Origin of the sequence: Stenotrophomonas bentonitica (assembly GCF_002887735.1) — a bacterium.
Classification (GTDB): Bacteria; Pseudomonadota; Gammaproteobacteria; order Xanthomonadales; family Xanthomonadaceae; genus Stenotrophomonas; species Stenotrophomonas bentonitica_A.
This window is the reverse complement of the sequence record NZ_PKQP01000002.1, coordinates 39,167-52,903: the sequence shown is the minus strand read 5'-3', so window position 1 is coordinate 52,903 and position 13,737 is coordinate 39,167. Positions and strand designations below refer to the sequence as shown.

The following is a 13,737-nucleotide window of genomic DNA, read 5'->3' as shown; positions in this document are numbered from 1 at the left end:
TGCCGACGAGTCTACAGGCGGTCGTCCACCACTTCCCGGGGCCATACGGATTTGACGTCGTACACCACGCCACCCGGTGCCAACAGCGCGCGCACCTGCGCCGCATCCAGGGCACGGAAATGATCGTGCGCCACGGCCAGCACGACCGCGTCATACCCGCCAGCATCCGGGGCGTCGACCCAACGCACGCCGGCATCGGCCAGTGCCGCCGGACCGACCCACGGGTCCTGCACGTCCACCCGGGCCCCACTGGCCTGCAGGCGCTGCGCCAGTTCCAGCGCGCGGCTGTTGCGCAGGTCCGGGCAGTTCTCCTTGAAGGTGACGCCCAGCACCAGCACCCGAGCCTGGGCGACATCGATGCGGCGCGAAGCCAGCAGCGCCAGCACGCGTTGCGCGACGTGCTCGCCGACCCGGTTGTTGACCTGGCGCGCGGTGTGGATCAGATCGGGGTGATAACCCACGCTCTCGGATTTGTGCAGCAGGTAGTACGGATCCACGCCGATGCAATGGCCGCCGACCAGGCCGGGCCGGAACGGCAGGAAGTTCCACTTGCTGCCGGCCGCGTCCAGCACATCCTGGGTATCGATGCCGAGCCGATCGAAGATCAGCGCCAGCTCGTTGACCAGGGCGATGTTGACGTCGCGCTGGATGTTCTCGATCACCTTGGCGGCTTCGGCCACGCGGATCGACGGTGCCGGCCACGTGCCTGCGGTGATGATGCTCTTGTACAGGGCATCGACCACCGCGGCGACCTCGGGCGTCGAGCCGGAGGTGATCTTGCGGATGTCCGGCAGCCGCCGCTCGCGGTCGCCCGGGTTGATCCGCTCCGGGCTGTAACCGCAATAGAAATCCTCGTTGAAGCGCAGCCCCGACCCTTCCTCGAGCAGGGGGACGCAGACTTCCTCGGTGGTACCGGGATAGACCGTGGATTCATAGATCACGATGTCGCCGCGCTTGAGCAGGCCGGCAATCAAGGTACTGGCGCTGCGCAGCGGCGCCAGATCGGGCTGCTCATGCGCATCGATCGGGGTCGGCACGGTCACGATGTACACATTGCACGCGGCCAGATCGGCGGGATCGGCGCTGTAACGCGCATGCACAGCGGCAGCGAGCTCATCGGCCTCCAGTTCCAGCGTGTGATCCAGGCCACGCTGCAGCTCGGCGACCCGCGCGGTATCGATGTCGTAGCCCACCGTGGCCTGCTGCCGGCCGAAGGTCACCGTCAACGGCAGCCCGACATAGCCGAGCCCGATGACGCCGATGCGCGGCGCGGCCGCGGCGGAAATGGCCTGGGTCATCGCTCGGCTCCGCATCGCGGAACCGGGCCTGCCAGCAGGCGGGGCGTCATCAGGGGATACGTCATGCGATACGGAGCCGGGATACAGGTCATGCAAGCCTAACGCGCCTGCCCCTGCCCCACAAAGAACAAAGCCGCCGCCCGCGGAGAGTACGGACGACGGCCAAAGGAATAATGGTCCAGCTGCGGTTACTACCCTTTCAGACAGCCTCCAAGGGCAAACCCCGCAAGACTGGTCACAGCTGGTAGGAAGAGGATAGGCGGGCAACCGTGATCATTGTGTTACGGCCAGCGTTGTTTTGCGTTACGAGCCCAGCGTCACCGCCGCCGGTTCCAACTCGCCGGAGACACCGGTCCACGCCGCAAGCAGACAGCCAAACCCCGTGGGCGCGTCGCCCACTGCGGGCAGGCCGGCCAGAAATCCGTGCCAGGGCGCATCGATGATGCGCGCCAGTGCTTCGGGCTCCACTGCTGCGGAGGCCATCGTCCAGCGGGGGAAGTGGCGGGCACCGACCGACCCGCGCGCAAGCTCGCGCAGGTTGGTATGGATGCGCGCGTTGAACACCCGCTGGAATACCGAATCCACGCCATCCTCCGGCCCTTCGAAATACTGCAGGAACCGACGCCCGTCGAACATCAGCACGCCGGTAACGCCGGCCACTTTATTGAATCCCGATGCCGCGCGCAGGATCTGATCGATATCAGACGTTTCGATTCCATCGACAGCGTCGCTGACATAAGCGACCGCATGCAGCGGCATGAAGGATTTCCGGAATGAACTGAAGCTGACTATGCCATGAAGTATTCGCACTGGGTAGACATCGAATATGTCTGCCTTCCCGCTCCCGAAAAGCGCGTCGGCGCAAGCGTCATTCCGGGATCTGCACCTCGAATCCACGCTCGCGCAGCTGATCGATATAGCCGCCGGGCGTGACCAGCGAGGTCACCGGCACCGTCGCGAAGGTCACCGCGTTGCGTGCCAGCGCGTCGCTGGCCATGGAGATCCATTTGCGGTGAGCCTGGGCATCGACGTCGGTCAGGCCGCGGCGGCGCCCGAAGTCACTGTTGGCCACCGCATCCACGCAAGCCATGTACTGCCCTTTCACTGCAAGGCGCTGCAGCGCCTGGATATCACCCACCGCCCAGGCATTGGCGCGCTCGGCCAGCAGCGGCAGCCCGTGCTCGATCACCTCCAGCGTGCGCCGGAAGCATTCCACGTCCTGCAGGGCCGTCCCGCGCACTTCCTTCAACGCCTGCCGCGGGTCGGCGATCTTGATCGTGACCTGGGTCGACACCGGCTTGAGGCCGTGTGCCTTGCTGGCCTTCTCGATGATCCTGGAGACCGGCGAGGATCGGCCCAGCCCCACATCCTTGAGGGCGGCGGCGTACAACTGCGTAGCCGCCACCAGCGGGCGGTCTTTCTCGATGCCATTGTCGCGCCCGATGTGACGCTGCTTGAGCAGCGCCCAGCGTGCATAGAGATCGGGCGGCAGGACCTCGCGCAGCGTGCGTCCGTCTGGATCGCGCGCCGCCTTCATCGCCGCAGGCGCCAGGGTCAGGCGGCGGAAGAACCCCACATCGGCATCCAGCGTCCAGCCGGGTGAGCCGAGCACCTCCTGTGCGCTGGCGATCACCGCCTGCACCTCGTCGGCGCGCCAGTCCAGCTTGGCCGGTAGCGGCGAGACGGTGCCGAGAATCCACAGTGTGTGCCCCTGGCTGTTGCGGACCTGCCACATGCCCGGCCCCGGCTGCACGCCGGAGACCAGCACCGGGGCAAGGTCGATCACCTCGCCCGCCGTCTGCGCCGGTACCGGTACCGGTTCCTGCGCCGGCGCATGGACCTGGGCATTGGCATGGACCGCGCCGCCGAGCAGCACCGCCATGCCCCACACCAGTGCGTTCCCTGCACGTCCTGCGTTGGCCATGTAACCTTTCCGAAGTGAGTTGCTGCGCAGCGTACGGCGGCGCGCGGCCGGCTGCGTAAAGTTTGCGTTGCACCGGAACGCCGGCTGCAACGAACAAGGGCAGCCGGTTGGCTGCCCTCGCGTTGAATCATCACCGGCGTGCGTCGATCGCAGCGCGATCAGAACCCACGCCAAGGGGAAGCCTTGGTGCCCGGGGCCGGAATCGAACCGGCATGGGGTTGCCCCCGGCGGATTTTAAGTCCGATGCGTCTACCAGTTTCGCCACCCGGGCAACGGCGCGCATAGGGTGCCTGATCGCGCCCGGTTTTGGAATGCACGCACGCCGGGGCGACGGCACTCAGATCGCCCTGGAATACCGCACCGGCTGGTCCGGCTGCGCCAGATAACGGTCGAAGCACATCGCCAGCAGCCGCAGCAGCGGGCGCCCGCGTTCGCTGGCGCGCACAACGCCCTGCGCGTAGTCGGCCAGGCCGTCGGCCTGCAGCGTGGCCAGCGCGCGCAGCCCGTCGGCGAAATACGCCTCGAAGTCCACGCCATGCCGTGCTGCCAGCGCGGCGCCATCCACTTCGCCTTGGCACATCAGCTGGCCGATCAGCTCGGCGCGCAGTACGTCGTCCTCGTCCAGCTGCAGGCCACGCCAGACCGGCAGGCGCCCTGCATCGACGGCCGCCTCCCAGGCCGGCAGCTCGCGCGGGTTCTGGCTGTAGGTGTCGCCGATGTGGCTGATCGCGCTGGCGCCCAGGCCGATCAGATCGGTATCGGCATGCGTGGTGTAGCCCATGAAGTTGCGGTGCAGCTGGCCCGCGCGTTGTGCCCGCGACAGATCCTCCTCCGGCAATGCGAAGTGGTCCATGCCGATGTACTGATAGCCCGCCTCGGAAAGCCGTTGCACCGCCAGGCCGAGCAGGGCGAGCTTCTGGTCGGGACCGGGCAAATCCGCATCGGCGATCTGGCGCTGCGCGCGGAACAGGTGCGGCAGGTGGGCATAGCCGTACACCGCCAGGCGATCGGGGCGCTCACGCAACACCGTTTCCAGTGTCTGCGCGAAGCCGGCCAGCGTCTGCTTCGGCAGGCCATAGATCAGATCGACATTGACCGAGCGCAGCCCGTACTCGCGGCACGCGCGCAGGATGTCCAGGGTGGCCTCCACGCCCTGCTCGCGGTTGATCGCCTTCTGAACGTCCGGATCGAAATCCTGCACGCCCAGGCTGGCGCGGTTGAAGCCCAGCGCGGCCAGGCCGGCGATGTCGGCGCGGGTGACGAAGCGCGGGTCCAGTTCGATGGAGAAATCGCGTGCGGCAGCAGTGCTGAAATTGAAGCGCTCGCGCAGCCCCTCGAGCAGCTCGCGCATCTGCGCTGGCGCGAGGAAGTTCGGCGTGCCGCCACCGAGGTGCAGCTGGATCACTTCGCGGGCCGGATCGAACTGCGGCGCCATCAGGTCCGCCTCGCTCAGCACGCGGGCGACGTAGCTGATGCCCTTGCTGTGATCGCGGGTGATGACACGGTTGCAGCCGCAGTAGAAGCATGGGCTGCTGCAGTAAGGCACGTGCACATACAGCGACAGCGGCCGGCCGAGCCGGTTGCTGCCGGCGATGGCCTCGCGCAGGGCCAGCTCGCCATACCCGTCATGGAAGTGCGGCGCGGTCGGATAGGAGGTGTAGCGCGGCCCGGGCCGGTCGTGGCGGCGCAGCAGCTCGGGGTCGAAGTGCCAGGCAAGCCCGGCGGCGGCAGGCGAGAAAGTATCCATGCCGCCAGCGTGCACGCGCGCGGGCGCGCACGCATTGCGTCAGATCAATTCAGGCCCTGGCGGCCGACCAGCGGCAGGCTGGGCCAACGCAGCATCTGGAAGCGACGCCAGAACGTATCGGCGATCCGCCCGGCAACGTCATCAGCCAGCCGCTGCATCGGCGGATTGCCACATTCGGCGGTGGTCTGCCGGAACAGGGCCAGCCAGCGGTCGAACAGATCGCGGTCGAGCTCATCCATGGCCATGTGCTTGGGCATCGGCGCGCCTTTGAAGCGGCGCGTGCCGCGCAGCATCGCCGACCAGAAATCGACCAGTTGGGCCAAATGCGCATCCCAGTCGTGAATCCGTGCCGCGAAGACCGGCCCCAGCCGCGGCTCCTCGCGGACGCGCGCATAGAAGTCATGCACCAGCCGGGTGACCTCCTCTTCGCTGCACAGGTCCGGCGCAGGGAGAGGCAGCGCGTTGTCGGTGGGATCGGCCATGAACATCCTCGGGCGGCAACGCCCAGCATCGGCGGCAGCGCGTGCCGCTGCCTTGATCAGAATCAATGAAGGCCGTCGCGAAGCCTTCTAGTCTGGGAGCTCGACAGGAAGCGCGCACCCGCGATCCCGACCCCCGGTCGGCGCGAAGTATAGCCGTGCCCTGCCCCCTCCTCCTGACCGTGGCCGCAATGAACGACCTGCACGACCCGCCCGACGGCAGCCGCCGACGGCTGATCCAGCAATGGGGCGCCATCCTGTGGCCCAGTTTCGTCGCAGCCGGCCTGGCCAGCGTGGTGTTCTTCGCGTTCGTCGACCCGCTGCGCCTGCACGACATCACCTTCCCGCAACACGAGATCAGCCGCGAACTGGGCTACACACTGGGGTTCTTCATGTTCTGGGCGGTCACCGCCGCCGCCAGCACGATCACCTGGTACCTGCTGCGGCCGATGCCCGGCGACGACGACGATCTGCCGCTGGGGTGACCATGACAGACCGCCTCACCCTGCATCTCGTCGATCCACCACCGGCACCGCCGCCCGCCGTTCGCCGCGCGCCACTGCGCTGGCGGCCGCTGCTGTCGGCGCTGCTGCTGGCCGGCTTCTACGCCCTGCCGTGGCTGCGCTGGGAGGGCCGCCAGGCACTGTTGTTCGACCTGACCGCGCGCCGTTTCGATCTGTTCGGCTGGACGCTCTGGCCGCAGGACGTGGGCATCCTGCTGGGGCTGGCCGCCGTGCTGGCCACCACCCTGGTGCTGCTGACCAACCTGGCTGGCCGGGTCTGGTGCGGCCATGCCTGCCCGCAGACCTTGTGGAGCCGGTTGTTCCGCTGGATCGAACAGGCCGCCGCGCACTGCCTGCCGGCCGCACCGGCGCGCGCGGCCAAGCATCTGCTGTGGCTGCTGGTGGCCGCGTGGACCGGCATCACCTTCGTGGGCTTTTTCAGCCCGATCCACGGTCTGGTCGGCACGCCGTGGCCGCCGGCCTGGAGCGGCTGGGAAACGTTCTGGATCCTGTTCTATGCCGCCGCCACCTGGGGCAACGCGGGCTTCCTGCGTGAACATGTCTGTCGCGAGTTGTGCCCGTATGCGCGCGTCCACGGCGTGTTCTGCGACAGCGACACGCCGCGCATGCACTATCACGCGCGTCGCGGTGAGCCACGTGGCCCGCGCGTGGCGGGGTTGGGTGGCGTGCAGGCCCGTGGCCGCGGACTGCTCGATCCCACCAGCGCCAGCGATTACGCGTTCCGCGCCGCGCATGAAGACATCGCCGGCCCCATGCCGCACTTCAGCGCCGATCGGCTCGGCGATTGCCTGGATTGCGGGGACTGCGTCACCGTCTGCCCGATGGCGCTGGACGTGCGCGCCGGGCCGCATGCCGATTGCATCGGCTGTGGCGACTGCCAGGACGCCTGCGATGCGCGCATGCGTGCCTGGCAGTTCCCGACCGGTCTGATCCGCCGTGCCAGCCCGTCAGCCATGCAGCAACGCCCGCCACGCTGGATCCGCCCGCGCACGCTTGCCGCGGCCAGCACGCTGCTGGCCCTGCTGGGCATCGGTCTCCATTACCTGTAGTGGCGCCGCGCTGGCGGTTGTCCCCGTCCCGATTTCCGTTCCCCCGACCCGGTTTCAGCGAGCGCGCGGTCGCGCACTGCGTGGGGGCACCAACTGGGCGCGCCGCACGATCCCCAACTGTTCGATGATCAACGCCAGCTCATTGGTGACACGGGTTCGCGCGGTGCCCTGCGCCGGTGGGACCAGTCGCTCCAGCACGCGCTGGTAGGTGGACCAGAATTCCGGGCCGCAGCCATGTTTCACGTAGCTGGCTTCCAGCTCGGTTCGCACTCCGTCAGCCAAGTCATGTTCGCCGTATTCCATACGACCTCCGTGGGACTTGCTTGCTTCAGGGACGACAAAACCCCCTCAGGGGCGGATTCACTTCGGGTTCACTTAAAATTTGCACTTCCTTTGCATTAAGTCAATTACCACACGGCCAAAGGCGACGCCCCCGATGAATGGTTCATCTCGCGCCTGCGCCCGCATCTGCATCATGCAGGGCGCATATTGACAGCAGCATGTCAGCGCGGCGGCGATGCTCCGCCTCTGGCCGGCTCCCCCCTGGTATCAGCCCCTGCGGGTAAACGCTGCACGGGTCATCTCAGTCCGCTGCCGAGCGCACCTGCTGCGACGCGGCCTGCCCGGGCAGGTGTGGGGCGACGAACTGCAGCAGCCGCTCCATCCCGCTGCCCGCCGGCGCGCCGCCGGCGATACGGTCTGCGAAGGCCTCCCAGTCACCTGCCGAGAGCATCTCGATCAAGGCAGGCTCCACGCCCAGCCAGCGCATGCTCCAGTACGGGAAAAAGCGCTGCGGTACGCGCGCGTGGCCGAGCTTGTGGATGGCGCGATGGCTCCGTGCCTGCAACACCCGCTCATGCACCGCCGACACCCCGTCATCGGGACCTTCAAAGTACTGCAGGAAACGACTGCCGTCGCACAGCAGTACGCCGGTCACCCCCGCCAGACTGTTGAAGCGGATGGCATCCTCGACAAGGGCGTCAAGATGCGCCGCAGACAGCGGGCCCGCAACGTCGCTGACATACGCGATCGCGCATAAGGGCATGGGTAAACTCCGACATTCTCAAAGCCCTATGCTGGCACTTTCAGGTATCTAAATAAAGCCGCTCGCTGAAGCATTCAGATGACGCTGCAACCGAAAGTTTCCATCGCGCGGCGGTTTCGTCCCCCAGGCCGCCGCAGGCAGCCACGCGCACTCACTGCCGCGTGGCGATCGAACTACGTACTGCCTCACTGAACGCATCGAGCAGGAATGGCTTGGCGATCATCGCCATGCCGTTGTCGAGGAACGCCGAGCGTTCCTGCGCCTTCTCCGCGTAGCCGGTCATGAACAGCACCGGCAGGGATGGCCGCGTCTGCCGCGCGATTTCCGCCAGTTGCCGTCCATTGAGACCGGGCAGCCCGACATCGGTGATCAGCAGGTCGATCTTCTTCGACGAGCCGAGGATGGGAATGGCGCCATCGGCGTCGCCGACCACCTCGGCGGTATACCCGAGATCCTCAAGCACCACCGTCACCAGCATCCGCACCTGCTCGTCGTCCTCCACCACCAGGATCGACTGCCCGGCGCCAAGCGATACCGCCTGCGCGTTCGGCGTGTCCTCATCCTCGGCCGGGTCGTGCACCACCGGCATGAACAAGGACACCGTCGTGCCCTGCCCCGGCGTGGAGTCCACGGTGATGTGGCCCCCGGACTGCTGCATGAAGCCGTAGATCATCGACATGCCCAGCCCGGTGCCCTTGCCGATCGGCTTGGTGGTGAAGAACGGCTCGAAGATCCGTTCGACCACCTCCGGCGGCATGCCGGTGCCGGTATCGGACACGGCCACCACGGCGTACTCGCCGGCCGGGACGGTCGGCACCTCCGCCTCGGCGACATGCACATGCGAGGTGCGCAGCCGCAACTCTCCACCATCGGGCATGGCATCGCGTGCGTTGATGGCCAGATTGAGCAGCGCGCTTTCAAACTGGTTGCTGTCCAGGTTCGCGCGCAGCGGGGTATCGCTGGTCACCATCTGGATGCGGATCGTTTCCCCCAGGGTGCTGCGCAGCAGGTGCTGGACCGACCCCACCAGTGCGTTGAGTTCGACGGTTTTCGAATCCAGCGATTGCCGGCGCGAGAACGCCAGCAGGCGCTGGGTCAACGCGGCCGCACGCTGGCTGGAGGCGGTGGCGGCATCCAGGAACCGTTCCAACCCCTCCATGCGCCCCATTTCCACGCGCATGCGCATGATGTCCAGCGAGGACAGGATGCCGGTCAGCATGTTGTTGAAGTCATGCGCGATGCCGCCGGTGAGCTGGCCGATCGCATCCATCTTCTGCGACTGGCGCAGTGCGGCTTCGCTGGCTTCGCGCGCGGCCATCTGGTGTTCCAGTTCGGCGGTGCGCTCGGCCACCATCGCCTCCAAATCCAGCGCGTGCTGCTGGCTGGTCTCCAGGGCCAGTTTGGAGGCGGTGATGTCGGTGACGAACACATGGAACCCGTCCGGCGTTCCATCCGCATCAACGCGTGGCGAGTAGCGGATCTCACTGTCGCGCCGCCGGCCATCACTGAACGGCCAGTTCGCCTCGAACACGATGTGCTCGCCGGCCAGCGCACGTTCGATCAACGGCCGGCGACTGGTCCACACTTCCTGCCCGAACACGTCGGGCACGCGCCTGCCGATCACGTCCGAAACCGGCCGCTCGAACCAGGCTTCATACGCCTTGTTGGCGAAGCGGTAATTCAGGTCACGGTCGATGAAGGCGATCAGCACCGGCATCGCGTCGGCCACCAGGCGCAGTTCGGCTTCGCTGCGCTCCAGCGCGGCACGCCCATCGGCCAGCGCCCGCATCTGGTCACGCACCAGGAACTGCTTGTCGCGCGCGCGCAGCGCACTGCGCACCGAACTCAGCAGCGAGCTGCTGCCCAGTGGCCGGTCCAGTTCGATGATGTTGATCGCCAGCTGCAGGCCGGCGTCGGCCAATGGCCGCTTCTGCGAGCGCGGGGACCGCAGCAGGATGAAGGGAATATCCGACCAGGTCGGTTGCCGGGCCAGGGGCTCGAGCAGGGCAGCCGTGCCTTTCGCCACGGCCTCCTCGGTGACCACCACCGCGCCCACCTCGTCATCGAGCGCATCGGCCAACCGCGCCAGGCTTTCCTGGATCGTGGTCCGCAACCCGGCGGCGTTGAGCACGGCAGCGATGCTCGGCGCATCACGCCCGAACGGTGCAACGATGTGCACCACGCCGGACGTGGCGTCAGTCTGCACGGGTGTGGCCGAGCAGATGCGCCGTATTGCCCACGAATTCCGGCGTGCCGGTCAGGATCCCCTTGAACTCGTTGAGGGGCGCACTGAGCGAAATGCCCTTGCCGTCGATGTTCAGCTCGCGGATCGTGTTTTCGTGCGCACCGCCGCGGTTCTTGATCACCGAGATCGCCTTGCGGATCCGCCCCTGCGACTCGAAGAAGCGGAACAGTACGACCGAGTCGGCGATGTAGGACACGTTGAGATTGCCCGTGGACATGGTGCCGACCAGGCCATGCTGCGGATTGATCAGGATGGTCGCCACGCCCTTCTGGTTGAGATAGGACAGCATCTCGTGCAGCTGGAGCATCAGCTGCTTTTCCTGCGGCATCGCCGTGACGTAGCCGTTGAGGCTGTCGATCACCAGCAGGCGGCACTGACGTTCTTCCACCGCACGCTGCATGTTCCAGGCGAACTCGCCCGGCGAGATCTCGGCCGGGTCCACCTGCTGGATCTCCAGCAGCCCCGTCTCCAGATGTTTGCTGAGGTCGATATCCAATGACTCCGCGCGGGCCAGCAAGGTGCCGATGCGCTCATCGAATTCGAAGATGCAGCAATGCTCACCGCGCTCGCACGCGGCCCACACATACTGCAGCGCCACGTTGGTCTTGCCGCTGCCGGCCGGGCCGGTCAGCAACGTGCTGGTGCCCCGCAGCGGTCCACCACCGAGCAGGCTGTCGATCTCGCCCACCCCGCTGCTGATCGGGGTACCGTTGAATTTGGCGTGGTGGTCCGAAGCGATCAGTCGCGGGAACACCTCCAGACCGCCCTCGCGGATGGTCATGTCGTGGTAGCCGGCAGTGAAGTTCACCCCGCGCAGTTTCTGCACATGCATCCGCCGCCGTGCCGGACCGAAATCCAGCGTCAGCCGTTCCAGTGATACGACGCCATGACACAGGCTGTGCAGCTGGCCATCGCGCTCCTCGCCGGAGGCGGTCATGTCATCGACCAGCACCACGGTTGCGCTCTTCGGCGCGAAGAACTGCTTGAGCGACAGAATCTGCCGGCGATAGCGCAGCGGATCCTGCGAGAGCAATCGCAGCTCGGAGAGCGAGTCGAACACGACCCGGTGCGGCTTGATGCGCTCCACCTCGCCCAGGATCAGCTTGACCGTCTCATCCAGCTCGACCTCCCAGGAGTGCAGGACCGACTGCATGCGGCCGTCGCCCAGCGCTTCCTCGGCCGAGGCCAGCTCGAACAGGTCCAGCCCGTCCAGCGACCAGCCGTGGGCATTGGCGACTTCCCGGAGTTCGTCAGCCGTCTCGGAGAGCGTGATGTACAGGCAGCGCTCCCCCTTGCTCAACCCGTGCAGCAGGAACTGCAGGGACAGCGTGGTCTTGCCTGAGCCGGGCGGACCCTCGAGCAGATACAGCCGCCCCTGCGGGAAGCCCCCGCCCAGGATGCTGTCGAGGCCTTCGATACCCGTCGCTACGCGTGCTTTTTGTGTCTGCATAAGGCTGCCAATATGGACGGGCGCAGCATACGAAGCGGGTTGTGTAGGCCCTGTCGGCTCTCGCGTGCGAAACTGAATGGAGGCCCACAACGCACAAAGCCCGCATGCGCGGGCTCTGGGCTACTTTCTATTTGGAGGCCTGGGTCGGAATTGAACCGGCGTACGCGGATTTGCAGTCCGCTGCATGACCACTCTGCCACCAGGCCGGTGACCCTACGATCATCGGAGGCGTGTTGCATGCCCCGATAGAACAAGACCCCGAGAACGGGGCCTGGTCAGGATTTGGAGCGGGAAACGAGACTCGAACTCGCGACCTCAACCTTGGCAAGGTTGCGCTCTACCAACTGAGCTATTCCCGCAAAATCAAGCGTGCATGTTACCGAAACCACTCGAAACACACCAGCTTTTTCACACTTTTTTTCACATCCCGGCCAATGCTTCCGGACCGGATGCCCGCGTGCCACCGCGGAGAAAAACAAGGCCCCGAGGGGGGCCCTGTCGAAATCTGGAGCGGGAAACGAGACTCGAACTCGCGACCTCAACCTTGGCAAGGTTGCGCTCTACCACCTGAGCTATTCCCGCAGACTTTCGCTTGCCCCGACGGCACCGCACCCTGGGGTGCTGGAGGCTGTCGGCCCCTCGACCTGCGTCGAAGGAGCGCTATTCTGTCGGAATTCCTTCACGTCGTCAACATCCTTTTTGCTGCATTTCCGTGCGTTGCCCCGGGCCGCCCCGGCGCGCGTGCCGGCCTCGCCTGCCCCTCCCCCGGTCATTCCCAATCATCACCCCATGCCACGCCCTCTCCGCATTGCCAGCCTCGCCATCGCCGCCCTGGTCGGCGCGATCGCCATCGTCGGCGCGACCACCCACGGCTTCTCCAACGCCTGGATGATGCTGACCGACAGCAGCAACATAATCCCGGCCGAATCATCGATCCTCTCGTTCGAGCCCTACGTCATCAACCCGGGCTCATCGAACTATTGGCTGTATGGCAAGGACCGCACGAACTATTACCACTTCGTGCACACGGAGCAGGCGCTCTACGTGTACCTGCCCATCAAGAACAGCTGCCCGCGGTTCGACCGCGAGAACATCCGCACGTGGTGCAACGTCCGGATCGGAACGCGCCACTGACCGCAGACACGCGCATACGAAAAAAGCGACCCGGAAGGTCGCTTTTTTCGGTGTTTCCCTTCGCGACGGATTGCGATGGAAACAGTATCTGGAGCGGGAAACGAGACTCGAACTCGCGACCTCAACCTTGGCAAGGTTGCGCTCTACCAACTGAGCTATTCCCGCTTGGGAGGCGAAATTCTACAGCCAAACGAGGGGCTGTCAACAACCCTCATGCATTCTTTTTCGCTTTGGCGTTCTCACGCGCAAGGCGCTCGTCCTCGCGCAGGCTCGGCCATGCCGCGTGCAGGTACTGCAGGCCCGACCACAGCGTGAGAATCGAGGCGATGGCCAGGGTCCAGTCACCGATATGGAAGACCTGGGTACCCATCCAGATGTCCTGCATCGGGGTGTGCGGCGCCACCGAGTACAGCAGGCACAGCAGCGCGATCATCTGCGCGGTGGTTTTCACCTTGCCGATCACCGCCACGCGCACCTTCGCACGCTGGCCGATTTCGGCCATCCATTCGCGCAGTGCCGATACGGCAATCTCGCGGCCGACGATCACCGCCGCCCACACCGCCATCCACGCAGTGGGATGGCCCTGCACGATCAGGAACAGTGCCACGGCCACCATCAGCTTGTCCGCGACCGGATCGAGGAAGGCGCCGAACGCGGACTGCAGGTCGTAACGGCGGGCAATCCAGCCGTCGAGCCAGTCGGTGAGCGCGGCCAGGCCGAAGATCGCCGCGGAAGCGAAATTGGTCCACTTGTAGGGGAGATAGAACACCAGCACCAGGACGGGGATCATCACGATCCGCAGCAGGGTAAGCCAGGTGGGGAGGGTCAACTTCATTGCGTCT

Annotated in this window: 13 protein-coding genes and 5 tRNA genes; 3 read left to right on the top strand and 15 right to left on the bottom strand. The window is 66.0% G+C overall.

Going from position 1 to position 13,737, the window contains the following annotated elements; genetic code table 11:
* Window positions 1-11: 11 nt before the first annotated feature.
* From C0R07_RS04560 to C0R07_RS04535, 6 genes are all read right to left on the bottom strand, one after another.
* The gene (locus tag C0R07_RS04560; protein WP_102788292.1) at window positions 12-1,298 is read right to left on the bottom strand and encodes a nucleotide sugar dehydrogenase; all 1,287 of its coding nucleotides are present in this window, start codon (window positions 1,296-1,298) and stop codon (window positions 12-14) included.
* Between the two features lie 303 nt (window positions 1,299-1,601).
* Window positions 1,602-2,057 carry a BLUF domain-containing protein gene (locus C0R07_RS04555; protein ID WP_102788291.1) on the bottom strand — a complete coding sequence of 152 codons (456 nt, stop codon included), beginning with the start codon at window positions 2,055-2,057 and terminating at the stop codon, window positions 1,602-1,604.
* A gap of 109 nt (window positions 2,058-2,166) precedes the next feature.
* Window positions 2,167-3,222 carry a TraB/GumN family protein gene (locus C0R07_RS04550; RefSeq protein WP_254427780.1) on the bottom strand — a complete coding sequence of 352 codons (1,056 nt, stop codon included), beginning with the start codon at window positions 3,220-3,222 and terminating at the stop codon, window positions 2,167-2,169.
* 184 nt (window positions 3,223-3,406) lie between these two features.
* Window positions 3,407-3,493: transfer RNA gene (locus C0R07_RS04545), tRNA-Leu, on the bottom strand.
* 66 nt (window positions 3,494-3,559) lie between these two features.
* Complete coding sequence (hemN, locus tag C0R07_RS04540; RefSeq protein WP_102788289.1) at window positions 3,560-4,969, bottom strand: oxygen-independent coproporphyrinogen III oxidase; 1,410 nt, start codon at window positions 4,967-4,969, stop codon at window positions 3,560-3,562.
* 44 nt (window positions 4,970-5,013) lie between these two features.
* Window positions 5,014-5,457 carry a group III truncated hemoglobin gene (locus tag C0R07_RS04535; RefSeq protein WP_019183360.1) on the bottom strand — a complete coding sequence of 148 codons (444 nt, stop codon included), beginning with the start codon at window positions 5,455-5,457 and terminating at the stop codon, window positions 5,014-5,016.
* Window positions 5,458-5,639: 182 nt separating this feature from the next.
* Between C0R07_RS04535 and C0R07_RS04530 the strand changes: the two genes are divergently transcribed.
* Both C0R07_RS04530 and C0R07_RS04525 read left to right on the top strand, forming a co-directional pair.
* The gene (locus tag C0R07_RS04530; RefSeq protein WP_102788288.1) at window positions 5,640-5,933 is read left to right on the top strand and encodes a hypothetical protein; all 294 of its coding nucleotides are present in this window, start codon (window positions 5,640-5,642) and stop codon (window positions 5,931-5,933) included.
* 2 nt (window positions 5,934-5,935) lie between these two features.
* Window positions 5,936-7,021 carry a 4Fe-4S dicluster domain-containing protein gene (locus tag C0R07_RS04525; RefSeq protein WP_254427779.1) on the top strand — a complete coding sequence of 362 codons (1,086 nt, stop codon included), beginning with the start codon at window positions 5,936-5,938 and terminating at the stop codon, window positions 7,019-7,021.
* A 54-nt stretch (window positions 7,022-7,075) separates the two neighbouring features.
* On the opposite strand, the gene C0R07_RS04520 is transcribed toward C0R07_RS04525, so the two are convergent.
* The 7 genes from C0R07_RS04520 to C0R07_RS04490 all read right to left on the bottom strand — a co-directional run bounded on the left by C0R07_RS04520 (window position 7,076) and on the right by C0R07_RS04490 (window position 12,343).
* Entirely contained in the window at window positions 7,076-7,324 is a 249-nt protein-coding gene (locus C0R07_RS04520) for a hypothetical protein (protein WP_019183363.1), read from the bottom strand.
* Between the two features lie 280 nt (window positions 7,325-7,604).
* The gene (locus tag C0R07_RS04515) at window positions 7,605-8,066 is read right to left on the bottom strand and encodes a BLUF domain-containing protein (RefSeq protein WP_102788287.1); all 462 of its coding nucleotides are present in this window, start codon (window positions 8,064-8,066) and stop codon (window positions 7,605-7,607) included.
* Window positions 8,067-8,217: 151 nt separating this feature from the next.
* The gene (locus C0R07_RS04510) at window positions 8,218-10,272 is read right to left on the bottom strand and encodes a hybrid sensor histidine kinase/response regulator (protein ID WP_254427778.1); all 2,055 of its coding nucleotides are present in this window, start codon (window positions 10,270-10,272) and stop codon (window positions 8,218-8,220) included.
* Window positions 10,262-11,761, bottom strand: coding sequence for an ATPase domain-containing protein (locus tag C0R07_RS04505; protein WP_102788285.1), 1,500 nt, complete (start codon window positions 11,759-11,761; stop codon window positions 10,262-10,264). The genes C0R07_RS04510 and C0R07_RS04505 overlap by 11 nt, the downstream gene beginning before the upstream one ends.
* A 132-nt stretch (window positions 11,762-11,893) precedes the next feature.
* Window positions 11,894-11,967 (bottom strand) — tRNA-Cys (locus C0R07_RS04500).
* 77 nt (window positions 11,968-12,044) lie between these two features.
* A tRNA-Gly gene (locus C0R07_RS04495) sits at window positions 12,045-12,120 on the bottom strand.
* A 147-nt stretch (window positions 12,121-12,267) separates the two neighbouring features.
* Window positions 12,268-12,343: transfer RNA gene (locus C0R07_RS04490), tRNA-Gly, on the bottom strand.
* Between the two features lie 207 nt (window positions 12,344-12,550).
* Here C0R07_RS04490 and C0R07_RS04485 point away from each other — a divergent pair.
* Window positions 12,551-12,895 carry a hypothetical protein gene (locus C0R07_RS04485; RefSeq protein ID WP_102788284.1) on the top strand — a complete coding sequence of 115 codons (345 nt, stop codon included), beginning with the start codon at window positions 12,551-12,553 and terminating at the stop codon, window positions 12,893-12,895.
* Between the two features lie 89 nt (window positions 12,896-12,984).
* Here C0R07_RS04485 and C0R07_RS04480 read toward each other — a convergent pair.
* A tRNA-Gly gene (locus C0R07_RS04480) sits at window positions 12,985-13,060 on the bottom strand.
* A 46-nt stretch (window positions 13,061-13,106) separates the two neighbouring features.
* Window positions 13,107-13,730, bottom strand: coding sequence for a CDP-diacylglycerol--glycerol-3-phosphate 3-phosphatidyltransferase (pgsA, locus tag C0R07_RS04475; protein ID WP_019183370.1), 624 nt, complete (start codon window positions 13,728-13,730; stop codon window positions 13,107-13,109).
* Window positions 13,731-13,737: the final 7 nt, after the last annotated feature.